This window comes from Acidovorax facilis (assembly GCF_023913775.1).
Lineage (GTDB): Bacteria > Pseudomonadota > Gammaproteobacteria > Burkholderiales > Burkholderiaceae_C > Acidovorax > Acidovorax facilis.
Map to the genome: position 1 here is coordinate 1 of NZ_JAMXAX010000134.1, position 15,449 is coordinate 15,449.

Below are 15,449 nucleotides of genomic sequence, written 5' to 3' on the forward strand. Positions count from 1 at the left end.
CGCTGAGGCGGCTCCTCCCTTACCTGTGGCAATACAAATGGCGCGTGGTGGCGGCCATTGTGTTCATGGTGGGCGCCAAGCTGGCCAACGTCAGCGTGCCGCTGCTGCTCAAGACACTGGTGGACGCGATGGCGTTCAAGCCTGGTGACCCCGCCGCGCTGCTGGTGGTGCCGGTGGGCTTGCTGGTGGCGTACGGGGCGCTGCGCCTGTCCACCTCGTTGTTCACCGAGCTGCGCGAGCTGGTGTTTGCCAAGGCTACGCAGGGTGCGGCGCGCTCCATTGCGCTGCAGACGTTCGAGCACCTGCACGCGCTGAGCCTGCGCTTTCACCTGGAGCGCCAGACCGGCGGCATGACGCGCGACATCGAGCGCGGTGTGCGCGGCATCGAGTCGCTGATCTCGTTTTCGCTGTTCAACGTGTTCGCCACCTTGATCGAGGTGATCCTGGTGTTGAGTGTGCTGGCCGTCAAGTTCGATGCCTGGTTTGCCTGGATCACGCTGGCCGCGCTGGTGCTGTACATCGCCTACACCGTGCTGGTGACCGAGTGGCGCACCAAGTTCCGCCGCGAGGCCAACGAGTTCGACTCGGCAGCACACTCCAAGGCCGTGGATTCGCTGCTGAACTACGAGACGGTCAAGTACTTCAACAACGAAGGCTTTGAGGCCCGCCGCTACGACGAAAGCCTGGAGCGGTTGCGCCTGGCCCGCCTCAAAAGCCAGACCACGCTGTCGATGCTCAACACCGGCCAGCAGCTCATCATTGCCGTGGGCCTGGTGGCCATGCTGTGGCGCGCCACACAGGGCGTGGTCGATGGCCGCATGACGCTGGGCGACCTCGTCATGGTCAATGCCTTCATGATCCAGCTGTACATCCCGCTCAACTTTCTGGGCGTGATCTACCGCGAGATCAAGCAGAGCCTCACCGACCTGGACAAGATGTTCACGCTCATGGACAAAGAGCGCGAAGTGGCCGACGCACCCGGCGCCCAGCCGCTGGCGGGGCTGAGCCAGCCCACCGTGCGTTTTGAGAACGTGCATTTTTCCTACGACGTGCGCCAAGGCAGCGACTTCAGCAGCGGCCGACCCATCCTGCAGGGCATCAGCTTCGAGATACCTGTGGGCAAGACGGTGGCGGTGGTGGGGCCTTCGGGTTCGGGCAAGTCCACACTGGCCCGGCTGCTGTTTCGCTTCTACGACATCCAGCAGGGGCGCATCACCATTGCGGGGCAGGAGATCCGCAGCGTGACGCAGGCGAGCGTGCGCCAGGCGATTGGCATCGTCCCGCAGGACACGGTGCTGTTCAACGACACGGTGGCCTACAACATCGCCTATGGCCGCACCGGTGCCAGCCAGGATGAGATCGAAGCCGCCGCCCGTGCCGCACGCATCCACGACTTCATTGCCAGCACGCCCAAGGGCTACGCCACCATGGTGGGCGAGCGCGGGCTCAAGCTCTCGGGCGGTGAAAAGCAGCGCGTAGCCATTGCGCGCACCTTGCTCAAGAACCCGCCCATCCTGATCTTTGACGAGGCCACCAGCGCGCTGGACTCCGCCAACGAACGCGCCATCCAGGCCGAGCTGCAGGGCGTGGCGCAGAACAAGACCACGCTGGTAATTGCGCACCGCCTGTCCACGGTGGTGGACGCGCACGAGATCCTGGTCATGGACGCTGGCCGCATCATCGAACGCGGTACCCATGCACAGCTGCTGGCCCTCGGCGGTCGCTACGCCAGCATGTGGTCTCTCCAGCAGGAGGCCCCCCCTGAGTCACCTGCGGCGCCTTCCCCCTGAGGGGGACGACGCCATCGCTGCGGGGCGGCCCTTGCTAGGCGTCCCGCGCCTGGGCCGCGCCGGTTTTGTACGCTCTGCGCGAAGCGCACGATGCAAAGCGTAGCGTCCCGTTTTCTTTTTTCGAGATTGCACTATCCCATGAAGCCTGTACTGCTTGCCCTCATGTTCCTGTCCGAAGAACATCGCGCCCAGATGGCGCAGTCGTTCGAGCTGGTCTACGCGCCCGACGCTGCGCAGGCCGCAGCCGCCATTGCCGAGCATGGCGCGCGCATCACCGTGGTCCTGACCATCGGCGCCACGGGCCTCTCAGCCGCGCAGATCGATGCATTGCCTGCGCTCACGCTGATTTGCGCGCTGGGCGCAGGCTTCGAGAACATCGCCGTGGCCCACGCCAAGGCGCGGGGCGTTGTGGTGGCCACGGGCGCGGGCACCAATGACGACTGCGTGGCCGACCATTCCTGGGGCCTGCTGATTGCCGCGCAGCGCCGCATCCTGCCGCTGGACAAGGCCACGCGCGCAGGCATCTGGCGCACGGCCTTGCCGCTGCCGCCCAACGTGTCGCACAAGCGGCTGGGCATCATCGGCCTGGGCACCATCGGCAAGAAGATTGCTCAGCGCGCGCTGGGCTTCGAGATCGAGGTGGGCTACCACAACCGCAGCGCGCGCACCGATGTGCCGTACCGCTACTTTGGCGATGTAAAGGCGCTGGCCGAATGGTCGGACTTCCTCGTGGTCGCCACGCCCGGTGGCGCGGGCACCAAGCACCTGGTCAACGCAGACGTGCTGAATGCCCTGGGCGCGCGCGGCGTGGTGGTCAACATCGCGCGCGGCAGCGTGATCGACACCGCCGCCCTGGCCGCCGCGCTGCGCGAAGGTCGCATTGCGGCAGCAGGCCTGGATGTGTACGAGAGCGAGCCCGCGCCCCCGGCTGAACTGCTGGACCTGGACAACGTGGTGCTGACACCCCATGTGGCGGGCTGGTCGCCCGAGGCGGTGCAGGCTTCGGTGGACCGTTTCCTGGAAAACGCTCGCCGCCATCTGGCAGGCGAGGCGCCGGTGTCTCCGCTCTGAAATTTGAATGAAAAATGGCTCTAGCGCTTTATGGATAAGCGCAAGCAGCTATCAAATAAGGAGTTGTGGCAATGTCCCTGGATGTCGATGCCTTGCAGGCGCGGCTGCGCGCCTTTGCCGCCGAGCGGCAGTGGCAGCCGTTTCACACCCCCAAGAACCTGGCGATGGCGCTGATGGTGGAAGCGGCGGAACTGACCGAGATTTTTCAGTGGATGACCCCCGAGCAGTCGCTGGCGGTACGTGATGACCCGGCGCTCACGGAGCCCATTGCCGATGAGGTTGCCGATGTGCTCCTGTACCTGCTGCAGCTGGCAGACCACGCGGGTGTGGACCTGGCGCAGGCGGTGGAGAACAAGCTGCGCAAGAACGCCGTCAAACATCCGGCGCCGTGCGTTGGTGGTGCAGCCGTGGGTGGTCGTGGCATTTAGATGAAAAATGCCTCTGGCGCTTTATTGGTAAGCGTTGACAGCTATCAATAGTGAAGCGACCGGCTCCCGCCCTGCAAGGATCCAGCGACAGCAAAAAGCCCCGCGAGCGGGGCTTTTGTTGGGGGCTTTGGCGAACCAGCGTCTGGCTTATTGCTTGCGGGCCGCAATCGCCTTCTCGGCCGAGGTCACCAGGTCGGCACCAATCTGGCCCTTCCACTTGTCATATACCGGGCGTGTGGCCTTCACAAAGGCGGCGCGTTCGGCGGGGCTCAGCTGGGTCACCGTCACGCCCAGTGCGGCGATGTCTTTGAGCAGAGGTTTGTCGGCTTCGACCACGCCCTTGCGGGCGAGAGCGATTTCTTCCTTGCCGGCGTCGATGGCGGCTTGCTTGACGATCTCGCGGTCGGCTGGGGTCCAGCTGTTCCAGATCTCCTTGTTCACCACAAAGATCAGCGGATCGTTCACGTAGCCCCACAGCGTGATGTGCTTTTGCGCCACGCTGTGCAGCTTGGCGGCGGTGAAGATGGACAACGGGTTTTCCTGTCCGTCCACCGCGCCGCTGGCAAAAGCGGGCTGTGCGTCGGCCCAGCTCATCTGCGTGGGGTTGGCGCCCAGGGCGGTGAAGGTGTCGAGGAACAGCGGCGAGCCCACCACGCGAATCTTCAGGCCTTTGAGGTCTTCAGGGGTCTTGATGGCCTTTTTGGAGTTGGAGATTTCGCGGTAGCCGTTTTCGCCCCAGGCCAGTGGCATCGCACCGGCCTTGTCCAGCGTGGCGAAGATGCTCTTGCCCACGTCGCCCTGCGTCACAGCGTCCACGGCGGCGTAGTCGGGGAACAGGAAGGGCAGCGAGAACAGGTTGAGTTGCTTGACCTGGGGCGACCAGTTGATGGTGGAGCCCACGGCCATGTCGATCACGCCCTGGCGCAGCGCGCTGAATTCACGCGTCTGGTCGCCCTGGATCAGCGAGACGCCGGGGTACAGCTTGATGTTGATGCGGCCATTGGTGCGCTCGCGGACCTTGTTGGCCCACAGCTCGCCGCCCTTGCCCCAGGGGAACGCGGGGCCCAGCACCAGCGACATGCGGTATTCGCTCTTGTACGCAGTTTGTGCGATGGCGGCAGGTGCGGTGAAGGCCAGGGCGGCTGCAGCGGCCACGGCAGAGGTGAGGAAGGTGCGCAGTTTCATCGGTTGTCTCCTTGTTGGATGGTGAATGGGTGAGGAAAAATCAGTAGCCCAGCCGCAGGGGCAGCCAGAGCGCAATCTGCGGAAACACGACGACCAGCAGCATCGCCAGCGTCATGGCCAGCACCAGCCAGACGACCCAGCGGGTGGTCTGCTCCATGCGTACGCCGGCAATCTTGCTGGACACCATCAGGTTTACGGCCATGGGCGGGGTGAACTGGCCGATGGCCACCGTGAGGGTCAGCACCACGCCGAACCACACCACGTCCCACTGGTAGTGCTGCATGATGGGCATGAGCAGGGGCACAAAGATCAGGAAGATGGAGATGCCGTCGAGGAACATGCCTGCGATCAGCAGCATGACGATCAGCACGCCGAGCACACCCTGCTCGCTCAGCCCCGACTGCACGATGGTGCGGGTGATGGGGTCGATCACTCCCAGGGTGGACAGCGAGAACGCAAAGATGCCTGCCAGCGATACCACCACCAGGATCACGGCCGACAGTTCACCGGCTTCGCGCAGGATGGTGAACAGGTCGCGCACACGGATCGTGCGGTGAATGCACATGCCCACAAACAGGCCGTAGAACACGGCCACCACAGCAGCCTCGGTGGGAGTGAACCAGCCGGCACGCATGCCGCCCAGAATCACCACCGGCGCGGCCAGCCCCCACGCCGCCTCGCGCAGGCTGCGCCAGAAAGGCGGGCGGGGCATGTCGGCTTCAGCGCCACCCATCTTGTGGCGGCGTGCCAGCCACACGGCGGGCACGATCAGCGCAATGCCCGCCAGGATGCCTGGGAACATGCCTGCGGCAAACAAGGCGGGCACCGAGGCGCCCGGCACCAGCACCGAATACACGATGAACGCCACCGAGGGCGGGATGAGGATGTCGGTGGCTGCTGCGCCCGCCACCACACTCGCCGAGTAGGCAGCGGGATACCCGGCGCGCGCCATGGCGGCGATCATGACGCCACCCACCGCCGCTGCGGTAGCAGGGCCCGAGCCGGAGATGCCGCCCAGGAACATGGCCACGGCAATCGCCACCAGCGGCAGCATGCCGGGCCCTCGGCCCACGATGGACACCGCAAAGTTCACCAGCCGCAGCGCCACGCCTGAGCGGTCGAAGATCGAGCCCACCAGCACGAACATCGGGATGGCCAGCAGCGGGTATTTGCCCAGGCCTGCGTAAAAGTTCTGCGGCACGGCCAGCAGGCCGAACCAGGGGGTCTCGGCATTGGCCACGGCAATGGCCGTGGCGCCCGCCAGACCCAGGGCCGCACCAATCGGAACGCCCAGAAACATCATGCCCAGGAAGGCGACAAACAGCAGGGTAGCGATCACGGGCGGGCCTTCGGTGCGGTCGATGCGGCCGATGCACGCCGCAGGCGGGCAAACAGTTGCAGTGCCCGGGCTGTGGTCAGCGCGCACAGCACGGGCAGCCAGACGGTGTACCACCACTGCGGCACACCGATGCCGGGCGATGTCTCTTCAAACCGGTAGTCGTCCCACACCACGCGGATGCTCAGCACCGTGATCAGCCCAAACAACAGCGCCACCATGAGAGCACCAAACTGCGCCAGCACCTGACGCCGGTGCTCGGAGCCGCCATCGGCAAAGAACTCGATGCGGATGGGCAACTGGCGCGCCACGGCGGCGGAGCCGCCGACCATGGCCAGCACGATCATCAGGAACACCGATATTTCTTCGGTCCAGGCGAAGGATGCATCGGTGAAATAGCGCAACACCACGTTCACAAAGGTGATGAGCGCCAGGGCGGCCATGGTCAGGACGATGAGCCAGTCTTCCAGGCGCAGGGAGCGGGGTTCGTCAGCGGCAGCGGGCGCTGCAGGCACTATGGGCGCAGAGGGCTGCCCATCGGGAGTGGAGGTGGACATGAACGCGGGGAGTCAGAAGAACACGGGGCAAATGCCGATCTTGCTGCCCGGCGGCGTTGTGCACCTGGGGCGTTGACCGAGGGAGAAGCGGGGTAGACGCGTTGGGTATTATGCGTCGCTCGCTATGCATGCACAGCATTGGTGCGGGGGGCCAGCGCAGCCGGGAGACGCGCATGGAGCCGAGGGCTGCAGGCGCGCGGGCGTGTGGAAACCCTGATGCCCGGTGCCAGCACGCTGCAGCGCCCGCGCGGATAATGCGCCGATGGAAACCAAGTGGCTTGAAGATTTCGTCAGTCTTGCGGAAACCCGCAGCTTCAGCCGGTCAGCGCAGCTGCGGCATGTGACGCAGCCCGCGTTCTCGCGGCGCATCCAGGCGCTGGAAGCCTGGGCTGGCACCGATCTGGTGGACCGCAGCTCTTACCCCACCCGACTCACCCCGGCTGGCAAGACCCTGTACGACCAGTCTCTGGAAGTGCTGCAGGCGCTGCAGAACACGCGCGCCATGCTGCGGGCGCACACCAGCGCGGGCAAGGACATGATCGAGTTCGCCGTGCCGCACACGCTGGCGTTCACGTTTTTCCCAGCCTGGGTGTCGAGCTTGCACGACAAGTTTGGGCCGTTCAAAAGCCGGCTGATTGCGTTGAACGTGCACGACGCCGTGATGCGCCTGGTGGAGGGCGGGTGCGATCTGCTGATTGCCTACCACCACCCTTCGCAGCCCTTCCAGCTGGATGCCGACCGTTACGAGATGGTGAGCCTGGGGCAGGAAGTGATCTCCCCCTACAGCAAGGCCGACGCCGACGGACAACCCGTGCACCGCCTGCCGGGCCGGGCCGGGCAACCACTGCCCTACCTGGGCTACGCCCCGGGCGCCTATCTGGGGCGCGTGACCGAACTGATCCTGAAGGAATCCGGCACGCCCATCCATCTGGAGCGCGTGTACGAAACCGACATGGCCGAGGGGCTCAAGGCCATGGCGCTCGAAGGCCATGGCGTGGCCTTTCTGCCGCACAGCGCCGTGAAGAAAGAATTGCGTTCGCGCCGTCTGGTCAGTGCAGCACCGGTCGATAGCGAAGGCCTGCAGATGACCATGGATGTGCGCGCCTACCGCGAAAAACCAGCGGGCAAAGAGGCTCCCAAAGGCACGGCACAGGCGCTGTGGATGTACCTTCAAGCGCAGGCCGGGTCATGCTAAGGGTAAATACGGATATAAACACTTTGCATAGTTGCGCGCGCAAACGGCATTGGAATTTCACGGTAACGACACGTACAGTCGGCGCCATCGCTGGGTCGGCTGCTGCAGCGTGTGCCGTCTAAGAGCAGATTCTTAGTCCCCACGGTGGCACGAACATTGCGAATCCGATCCATCCACTCACCGAGACGCCGTATGAAAGTTCAGCATTGGGGAATTGCCTGGGGCCTTGCCGCTGCAAGCTGCGCTTTCGCGGCCTCTGCGCAGGCCTCGGTGCTGGAGCGCATCAGTGCCGGCGGCAAGCTGGTGATTGCGTACCGTGAATCGTCGGTGCCTTTTTCGTACATTGACACCCAGTCCGGCAAGCCGGTGGGTTATGCCATGGACCTGTGCCTGCGCCTGGCCGAGGTGGTGCGCAAGAAAACCGGCAAGAAGGACATGGAGGTTGAGCTTGTAGCGGTCACGCCGGCCAACCGTATCGCCATGATCGAGCAGGGCAAAGCCGACATGGAGTGTGGCTCTACCACCAACAACGCCGAGCGGCGCCAGAAGGTTGCGTTCACCATTCCCCATTTCATCACGGGTGCGCGGCTGCTGGTGAAGACCTCCAGCCCCATCGACCGTGTGGAAGACCTCAATGGCAAGAAGCTGGTGTCCACTAAGGGCACAACACCGCTCAAGGCCGCCGATCAGGCCAACCGCGAGCGCCTGATGGGGATCACCATTGTTGAGGCGCCGGACCACGCCAAGGCGGTCGAGATGGTCGAGAAGGGCGAGGCCGATGCTTTTGTGATGGACGACGTGCTGTTGTATGGCCTGGCCGCCGGGCGGCCTGACCCCAAGGCGCTCAAGGTGGTGGGCCGCTTCATGACCACCGAGCCACTGGCCATCATGCTGCCCAAGAACGACCCCGAGTTCAAAAAGCTGATTGATGAAGAGATGCGCCGCCTGATCACCAGCCGGGACATCTACCCCATTTATGACAAGTGGTTTAACAAACCCATCCCACCCAACAACACGGTGCTGAACCTGCCGGTCAGCTACTTGTTGCGCGACTTCTGGAAATACCCCACCGACCAGGTTCCGTTCTGACTAATATCCCGGTCGAGGTTTCTGTTTTTGGAGAATGCGACCTGCCGGCACTGCCGGCGTGGGCGAATCTCTAGAATCCCCCCGTTTTTAGCTTCACACACAAGGAGATACCAATGAAGAAGCATTTGCTCGCGGTTGCCGTGACCGCCCTGGCTGCAGGTAGCGCTTTCGCTCAAGCCACCGATACCCTGGCCAAGATCAAGGCCTCGGGTAGCGTGACGCTGGGCGTTCGCGAATCTTCCGGTCTTTCCTACACCCTGGGTAACGGCAAGTTTGTGGGCTTCCACACTGAAATGGGCGAAATCGTCCTGGCCGACATCCAGAAGCAACTGGGCCTGCCCAAGCTGGACGTGAAGTACCAGCCTGTGACTTCGCAAAACCGTATTCCCCTGGTGACCAATGGCACCGTGGATCTGGAGTGCGGCTCCACCACCAACAATGCCGCCCGCCAAAAGGACGTTGCGTTTGCCGTTACCACCTACGTGGAAGAAGTGCGCACCGTTGTCAAGGCCAACTCGGGCATCACGTCCATCAAGGACCTGAACGGCAAGACCATCGCCACCACCACGGGCACCACTTCGGTGCAAACCCTGCGCAAGCATGAGCGTGCTGGCGGCATCGACTTCAAGGAAGTCTTTGGCAAAGACCACGCTGACAGCTTCCTGATGCTGGAAACCGGCCGCGCCGATGCGTTTGTGATGGACGGCTCCATCCTGGCTGCCAACATCTCCAAGTCCAAGAACCCTGCCGACTACAAGATCGTCGGTGAAGTTCTGAGCGTGGAGCCTATCGCCTGCATGCTGCGCAAGGACGATCCAGCCTTCAAGAAGGCCGTGGACGACTCCATCAAGCGCCAGATTGCAGACGGTTCGCTGGCCAAGCTGTACGACAAGTGGTTCATGCAACCCGTGCCACCGACCAACACCAAGATTGGTCTGCCGATGTCCGACGCTACCAAGGCAGCATGGGCATCGCCCAATGACAAGCCCATGGAAGACTACGCAAAGAAGTAATTTTCTGAACGCTTGTGCCCCTTCGGCCAACCGGTTTGAAGGGGCTTTTTTGTTGGGCTCGCAAAGTGTTGCGCCCAACGCAATACCAAGAATTTAAGGGGTGCTCCTATGAGTTGGGATTGGCAGGTGTTCTGCCAGGACACCATGGACAGGGAAGTCGTGCAAAGCTGCTTTGGCAAGGGCGGCGATATCACCTACCTGGACTGGATGCTGTCGGCCTGGGGTTGGACGGTGTCTGTTTCGGTGCTGGCCTTGGTGCTGGCGCTTGTGTTGGGTTCCTTGATCGGGACGCTGCGTACCTTGCAGGACCGGCCCATGATCGTGCGCTTGGGCAATGCCTGGGTCGAGCTGTTTCGCAATATTCCGTTGCTGGTGCAGATTTTCCTGTGGTACCACGTGCTACCCAGCCTGTTTCCGGTGCTCCGGGGCGTTCCTGGCTTTGCGCTGGTGGTGCTGGCACTGGGCTTCTTCACGTCGGCACGTATTGCCGAGCAGGTGCGCTCCGGCATCCAGGCGTTGCCACGCGGTCAGCGGTACGCAGGTCTGGCCGTAGGCTTCACCACGTTCCAGACCTACCGCTATGTGCTTCTGCCCATGGCGTTTCGCATCATCATCCCGCCGCTGACCAGCGAGACGATGAACATCTTCAAGAACTCGTCCGTGGCGTTTGCCGTGTCGGTGGCTGAACTCACGATGTTTGCCATGCAGGCGCAGGAAGAAACCTCGCGCGGCATCGAGGTCTACCTGGCGGTGACGACGCTGTACATCATCTCGGCATTTGCCATCAACCGCATCATGGCCTTCATCGAAAAACGCGCACGCATCCCTGGCATGGTCGTGAGCGGCGCGGCCGGAGGGGGGCATTGATATGAATATCGATTTCTCCTTCTACAACTGGGAGCTGATCTCCAACTTCGTGCTCAAAGGGCTGTATTTCAGCCTGCTGCTCACGCTCATCGCCACCATCGGTGGCGTGATCTTCGGCACGGTGCTGGCGCTCATGCGCCTGTCGGGCAAGAAGTGGCTGGATGTTCCTGCGACCATCTACGTCAACGGCATGCGATCCATTCCGCTGGTGATGGTGATCCTGTGGTTCTTCCTGCTGGTGCCAGCCATCATCGGCCGCCCCATTGGCGCGGAAGTGTCGGCGATCATTACCTTCATCGCCTTTGAAGCGGCCTACTTCAGCGAAATCATGCGCGCTGGCATCCAGTCCATCCCACGCGGCCAGGTGTATGCCGGCCAGGCGCTGGGTATGACGTACGGCCAGAACATGAAGCTGGTGGTGCTGCCCCAGGCGTTCCGCAACATGCTGCCGGTGCTGCTCACGCAGACCATCATCCTGTTCCAGGACACGTCGCTGGTCTACGCCATTGGTGCCTACGACATGCTCAAGGGCTTTGAAGTGGCGGGCAAGAACTTTGGTCGTCCGATCGAGGCATACCTGGCCGCTGCGGTTCTGTACTTCATCATGTGCTATGCGCTGTCCTGGGCGGTCAAGCGCCTGCACCAGAAGATCGCGATCATCCGCTGATCGATGCTGGTGCAAAAGAGATTGGATTGAGGAAAAAGAAATGATCGAACTCAAAAACGTATCCAAGTGGTATGGCCCGGTGCAGGTGCTCAACGAATGCACGGCCACCATCCAAAAGGGTGAAGTGGTGGTGGTGTGCGGCCCCTCGGGCTCGGGCAAGTCCACGCTGATCAAGACCATCAACGCGCTCGAACCCTTCCAGAAGGGCGAGATCACGGTGGACGGAATTGCACTGCACGACCCCAAGACCGACCTGCCCAAGCTGCGCAGCCGCGTAGGCATGGTGTTCCAGCATTTCGAGTTGTTCCCGCACCTGTCGGTGACGGACAACCTGACCATTGCGCAGATCAAGGTGCTGGGCCGCAGTGCGGACGACGCCAAGAAGCGCGGTCTGAAGATGCTCGAACGTGTGGGCCTGATGGCGCACAAGGACAAGTTCCCCGGCCAGCTCTCGGGCGGCCAGCAGCAGCGTGTGGCCATTGCGCGCGCGCTGTCGATGGACCCCATCGTGATGCTGTTCGACGAGCCCACCTCCGCGCTCGACCCCGAAATGGTCGGCGAAGTGCTGGACGTGATGGTGGGCCTGGCCAACGAAGGCATGACCATGATGTGCGTGACCCACGAAATGGGCTTTGCCCGCAAGGTGAGCAACCGCGTGATCTTCATGGACGTGGGCGGCAAGATCCTGGAAGACTGCTCCAAGGACGACTTCTTCAACAACCCCGACGCACGCCAGCCGCGTACCAAGGACTTCCTCAACAAGATCCTGCAGCACTGAACGGTGCTTGCACGCCCGTGCCGCAGGGGTTTGGGGCTTCATAAAGCGCTCTCTGGAGCGCTTTTTTCATGGGGCCCCCCAAGGCTGAACGACTGCTGCGCGCAGGCTAGCGCTTGCTCCGCCGACCGGCTGGCGAGGGACTTTCCACGATGAGCTGCGACTCGAAATCCGTCCACAGATCATCGCGCCGCTTCAGTGCCTCGGACACCGCCTTGTGCCGCAGCTGGGCCACGGCCGACACCAGCGCATTGCACAGGAAGAACGCGGCGGTGTACGAGTCGAACGGCGATGCGTTGGACGTGCGCACCTGCAGCCGGTGGTGGGACAGCGCGGCCAAGGGCGCTGCGGCGCTGTCGGTGATGGCCAGCACCTGGGCCCCCGCGTCGCGAAAGCGCTGCGCCACTTTCACCGGCCCGCTGGCGTAGCGGCGGATGCTGAAGACCAGCAAGGCATCTTCGGGCTGGATCCACAGCAGCTGGTCGGTGGCGTCCACCGCGCCAGCCCCCAGTTCGTGCACGCCCGGGCGGCACATGTTCAGGTGCAGCGCCAGCCAGGCGGCCACTGGGGCGCTGTTGATCTGCGCCAGCACAAAGATGCGTCCCTTGCCCTGTGCAATGCGCGCCACCATGGCCTCGAAGGCCGCCATGTCCAGCCCGTCGCGCGTGGTGGTGAGGTTGTGCTGGTCGTGCAGCAGCGCGTCGTCCACACACTGCTGCAGGCTGCGCCGGGTGCCGATGGTGACGGGTGCGCGCTGCCCGGCCGTTTGCAGCAGGGCGGTGACCTCGGCCCGCGCCTCGCGCTGGGCCTCGGCATAGCTGCCGTAGCCCAGCTTGGCAAACAGCCGCACCACGGTCGATGCACTGGTGCCAGTGCGCGCAGCGAGGGCGGTGGCGGACTCCAGCAGGGCGTGGGGGTAGTCGCGCCCCAGGGCCTCGGCCAGCGCCCGTTCGCTGGCTGTCAGGTCGGCGTCCTGGCGGGCCAGCCGCTCGGTCAGCAAGGCGCTGGATTCGTGCAATGATGATTTCATAAAATTCTCATTCGTGCAAAATACGTTGCAGAACCCCGGGTCGCGTGCAACACTGCGACCCAAATTTTGCCCCTACCTGGGGCTTGCCCAAGGACAACGATGCTCAATACCCTGAACGAAGGTCTGCTGCCGGTGCGTGCGCAGGTCCTGGACTGGCTGGCCAGGCAGCAGCAGTCCATGCAAGACCTGTTGCAAAAAGTGGTCAATATCGAGAGCGGCAGCCGCAATGAGGCGGGCGTGACGGCCGTGGCCCATGCCCTGGCCGAGCGCCTGCAGGCGGCTGGTGTGCCCGTGCAGTTCGAGCCCGTGCCCGGCTATGGCGTGCTGCTGCATGCGCAGGTCAACCCGGAAGGCGCTGAAGCCGGTGGCGCGCCCATCATCCTCATGGGGCACATGGACACGGTGTTTCCCGATGGCACCGTGGCCAAGCGCCCTTACCGCGAAGAAGCGGGGCGCGCCTACGGCCCCGGCGTGGCCGATATGAAGTCCGGCCTGGTGCTCAACGTGTTTGTGGCCGAGGCCTTTGCGCGCTGTGGCGCCCTGCAGGCGCCGCTGCACCTGTTCTTCTCGTGCGATGAAGAGATCGGTTCGCCCGCCACGCGTGACCTCATCATGGCCCGCGTGCGGGGGGCGCGTGCCGTGTTCAACGCCGAGCCCGGCCGCGTGAGCGGCAACGTGGTCACCAGCCGCAAGGGCTCGATGGTGGTGGAATTCGAGGTGCAGGGCGTGGCCGCGCATGCAGGCATCAACCACGCCGCTGGCGCCAGCGCCATCGAAGCCTTGGCCCGCAAGACCTTGGCGCTGCATGCGCTGACCGACCCAGCCACGGGCGTCACCTGCAACGTGGGCGTGGTGCAGGGCGGCATCGTGCCCAACATGGTGGCGCCACACGCACGCGCCGAGGTGGACCTGCGCTTCACCGCCGACACCGACCCCGACCAACTGCTGGGGCGCGTGCGCGCCATCGTCGAAGAAGAGTCCGTGCCCCGCACCCAGGGCCGCATCACCACCACGCGCCGCACGATGCCCATGAAGCCCACACCGGACGACTTGCTGGCGCTGTACCAGCAAGGTGCACGCGCGCTGGGCTTTGAGGTGCAAGGCGAGTTCACTGGCGGTGCGGCCGACAGCGGCCTGACTGCGTCTGTGGGTGTGCCCACGCTGTGTGCCACGGGCCCGGTGGGCGGACATGCACACACCGAACGCGAGTACTGCGAGCTGTCCACCTTTGTGCCGCGCGCGCAGGCCGTGGCGCTGGCCGTGCTGTCACACCCTTGATTCTTTCCGTATCTTTTCAACCTGTTTCTTGAGTTCTTTGACCGCCATGAACACCACACCTTCCCGCCGCCACCTTCTGACCACCGGACTGGGCCTTGCCGGCCTGGCCGCGCTGCCCGCCATGGCACAAGACAAGTTCCCTTCGCGCCCGATCACGCTCGTGGTGCCGTTCCCACCCGGTGGGTCGGTGGACATCATGGCGCGCCAGTATTCCGAGCCGCTGTCGCGCGTGCTGGGCGTGCCCATCGTGGTAGAAAACCGCGCCGGCGCGGGTGGCTCGGTGGGCGCGCAGTATGTGGCGCGCTCCAAGGCCGACGGCTACACCCTGGTGGTGTCGTCGCAAAGCAGCCACCTGGCCAACCCGCTCACCCAGCCCAAGATCGGCTACGACCCCGTCAAGGATTTTGAAAACATCGCCATCCTGGGCCGCCAGCCCAACGCCCTGGTGGTGCACAGCAGCCTGCCTTTCAAGACCTTCAAGGAGTTCATCGACTACGCCAAGAAGAACCCCGGCAAGCTCAACTATGGCAGCGGTGGCGTGGGCAGCATGGGCCAGCTCAACGTGGAAATGCTCAAGGTCTCCACGGGCGTGTTCACCACGCACATTCCCTACCGTGGGGGCACGCCGCTGATCACGGGCGTGCTGGGCAACGAGGTGCAGTTCATCCTCGACAACCTGGTCATCATGCTGCCGCACATCCAGGCGGGCAAGGTGCGCGCTCTGGCCGTAGCGGCCGACCAGCGCCTGCCCCAGCTGCCCGATGTGCCCACCATGGCCGAGGTCGGTCACCCCGAGCTGAACCTCACCTCCTGGACGGGCCTGGCCGCGCCCGCGGGTACGCCTGAAGCGGTGGTGCAGACGCTGTACAAAGCCGTGCGCCAGGTCGCCACATCGCCCGCCATGGTGACGAACCTCAAGGAGCGCGGCGTGATCGTGCCCGAAGAGATGCCGCCCGCCGCGTTCGAAAAGATGATGGCAGAGCGCCTGGTGAAGTTTGGCGACGTGGTGCGCAAGGCAGGCATCACCGCCGAATGACGCGGTGTTGCTCTGAATTTTGAGTGTTTTTGGCTGCTAGCGCTGATTGGATAAGCGCTAGCAGCTATCAAAACAATAGTTGATAACCCGATGGGACAATGCTGCCCATGACAGCCGCACTCCACACCCCCA

General features: G+C 63.7%; 15 protein-coding genes. 11 read left to right on the top strand and 4 right to left on the bottom strand.

Annotated elements, in window-relative coordinates:
- The 3 genes from NFX52_RS25020 to NFX52_RS25030 form a co-directional block, all read left to right on the top strand.
- Positions 1-1,790: ABCB family ABC transporter ATP-binding protein/permease (locus NFX52_RS25020; RefSeq protein ID WP_289781627.1), on the top strand; the 1,790-nt coding region annotated here is incomplete at its 5' end.
- A 138-nt stretch (positions 1,791-1,928) separates the two neighbouring features.
- A complete protein-coding gene (locus tag NFX52_RS25025) occupies positions 1,929-2,861 on the top strand; it encodes a 2-hydroxyacid dehydrogenase (protein ID WP_055400836.1) in 933 nt (310 codons plus the stop codon).
- A gap of 71 nt (positions 2,862-2,932) precedes the next feature.
- Positions 2,933-3,289 (top strand): nucleotide pyrophosphohydrolase, encoded by a 357-nt coding sequence (locus tag NFX52_RS25030; RefSeq protein ID WP_202907206.1) that lies wholly within the window; start codon positions 2,933-2,935, stop codon positions 3,287-3,289.
- A 147-nt stretch (positions 3,290-3,436) separates the two neighbouring features.
- Here the strand turns inward: NFX52_RS25030 and NFX52_RS25035 are convergent, their stop codons facing one another.
- From NFX52_RS25035 to NFX52_RS25045, 3 genes are read right to left on the bottom strand one after another with little or no spacing between them, the layout of a single operon-like run.
- The gene (locus tag NFX52_RS25035) at positions 3,437-4,474 is read right to left on the bottom strand and encodes a DctP family TRAP transporter solute-binding subunit (RefSeq protein WP_055400834.1); all 1,038 of its coding nucleotides are present in this window, start codon (positions 4,472-4,474) and stop codon (positions 3,437-3,439) included.
- A 40-nt stretch (positions 4,475-4,514) separates the two neighbouring features.
- A complete protein-coding gene (locus tag NFX52_RS25040) occupies positions 4,515-5,813 on the bottom strand; it encodes a TRAP transporter large permease (RefSeq protein WP_055400832.1) in 1,299 nt (432 codons plus the stop codon).
- The gene (locus NFX52_RS25045; protein WP_055400831.1) at positions 5,810-6,367 is read right to left on the bottom strand and encodes a TRAP transporter small permease; all 558 of its coding nucleotides are present in this window, start codon (positions 6,365-6,367) and stop codon (positions 5,810-5,812) included. The genes NFX52_RS25040 and NFX52_RS25045 overlap by 4 nt, the downstream gene beginning before the upstream one ends.
- Before the next feature lie 262 nt (positions 6,368-6,629).
- Here NFX52_RS25045 and NFX52_RS25050 point away from each other — a divergent pair, with 262 nt between their 5' ends.
- The 6 genes from NFX52_RS25050 (at position 6,630) to NFX52_RS25075 (ending at position 11,976) form a co-directional block, all read left to right on the top strand.
- Positions 6,630-7,562: a LysR family transcriptional regulator gene (locus tag NFX52_RS25050; protein WP_055400828.1), complete on the top strand. Its 933-nt coding sequence runs from the start codon at positions 6,630-6,632 to the stop codon at positions 7,560-7,562.
- 192 nt (positions 7,563-7,754) lie between these two features.
- Positions 7,755-8,651, top strand: a complete 897-nt coding sequence (locus NFX52_RS25055; protein WP_055400827.1) for an amino acid ABC transporter substrate-binding protein — start codon at positions 7,755-7,757, stop codon at positions 8,649-8,651.
- Positions 8,652-8,764: 113 nt separating this feature from the next.
- A complete protein-coding gene (locus NFX52_RS25060) occupies positions 8,765-9,664 on the top strand; it encodes an amino acid ABC transporter substrate-binding protein (RefSeq protein ID WP_055400825.1) in 900 nt (299 codons plus the stop codon).
- Positions 9,665-9,772: 108 nt separating this feature from the next.
- On the top strand, positions 9,773-10,531 hold the full coding sequence (locus tag NFX52_RS25065) for an amino acid ABC transporter permease (RefSeq protein WP_055400823.1): 759 nt from the start codon (positions 9,773-9,775) through the stop codon (positions 10,529-10,531).
- 1 nt (position 10,532) lies between these two features.
- Complete coding sequence (locus NFX52_RS25070) at positions 10,533-11,198, top strand: amino acid ABC transporter permease (protein ID WP_055400821.1); 666 nt, start codon at positions 10,533-10,535, stop codon at positions 11,196-11,198.
- 40 nt (positions 11,199-11,238) lie between these two features.
- Complete coding sequence (locus NFX52_RS25075) at positions 11,239-11,976, top strand: amino acid ABC transporter ATP-binding protein (RefSeq protein WP_055400819.1); 738 nt, start codon at positions 11,239-11,241, stop codon at positions 11,974-11,976.
- Positions 11,977-12,082: 106 nt separating this feature from the next.
- Here the strand turns inward: NFX52_RS25075 and NFX52_RS25080 are convergent, their stop codons facing one another.
- On the bottom strand, positions 12,083-13,003 hold the full coding sequence (locus tag NFX52_RS25080; protein WP_055400817.1) for a MurR/RpiR family transcriptional regulator: 921 nt from the start codon (positions 13,001-13,003) through the stop codon (positions 12,083-12,085).
- Positions 13,004-13,102: 99 nt separating this feature from the next.
- Here NFX52_RS25080 and NFX52_RS25085 point away from each other — a divergent pair, with 99 nt between their 5' ends.
- Positions 13,103-14,281, top strand: a complete 1,179-nt coding sequence (locus NFX52_RS25085) for a M20 family metallopeptidase (RefSeq protein WP_055400815.1) — start codon at positions 13,103-13,105, stop codon at positions 14,279-14,281.
- A gap of 46 nt (positions 14,282-14,327) precedes the next feature.
- A complete protein-coding gene (locus NFX52_RS25090; protein ID WP_055400813.1) occupies positions 14,328-15,317 on the top strand; it encodes a Bug family tripartite tricarboxylate transporter substrate binding protein in 990 nt (329 codons plus the stop codon).
- Positions 15,318-15,449: the final 132 nt, after the last annotated feature.

Coding starts and splice junctions, on each gene's coding strand:
- NFX52_RS25055 (WP_055400827.1), top strand. CDS start 7,755: ATGAAAGTTCAGCATTGGGGAATTGCCTGGGGCCTTGCCGCTGCAAGC.
- NFX52_RS25080 (WP_055400817.1), bottom strand. CDS start 13,003: ATGAAATCATCATTGCACGAATCCAGCGCCTTGCTGACCGAGCGGCTG.
- NFX52_RS25090 (WP_055400813.1), top strand. CDS start 14,328: ATGAACACCACACCTTCCCGCCGCCACCTTCTGACCACCGGACTGGGC.
- NFX52_RS25070 (WP_055400821.1), top strand. CDS start 10,533: ATGAATATCGATTTCTCCTTCTACAACTGGGAGCTGATCTCCAACTTC.
- NFX52_RS25035 (WP_055400834.1), bottom strand. CDS start 4,474: ATGAAACTGCGCACCTTCCTCACCTCTGCCGTGGCCGCTGCAGCCGCC.
- NFX52_RS25030 (WP_202907206.1), top strand. CDS start 2,933: ATGTCCCTGGATGTCGATGCCTTGCAGGCGCGGCTGCGCGCCTTTGCC.
- NFX52_RS25075 (WP_055400819.1), top strand. CDS start 11,239: ATGATCGAACTCAAAAACGTATCCAAGTGGTATGGCCCGGTGCAGGTG.
- NFX52_RS25085 (WP_055400815.1), top strand. CDS start 13,103: ATGCTCAATACCCTGAACGAAGGTCTGCTGCCGGTGCGTGCGCAGGTC.
- NFX52_RS25050 (WP_055400828.1), top strand. CDS start 6,630: ATGGAAACCAAGTGGCTTGAAGATTTCGTCAGTCTTGCGGAAACCCGC.
- NFX52_RS25060 (WP_055400825.1), top strand. CDS start 8,765: ATGAAGAAGCATTTGCTCGCGGTTGCCGTGACCGCCCTGGCTGCAGGT.
- NFX52_RS25065 (WP_055400823.1), top strand. CDS start 9,773: ATGAGTTGGGATTGGCAGGTGTTCTGCCAGGACACCATGGACAGGGAA.
- NFX52_RS25045 (WP_055400831.1), bottom strand. CDS start 6,367: ATGTCCACCTCCACTCCCGATGGGCAGCCCTCTGCGCCCATAGTGCCT.
- NFX52_RS25025 (WP_055400836.1), top strand. CDS start 1,929: ATGAAGCCTGTACTGCTTGCCCTCATGTTCCTGTCCGAAGAACATCGC.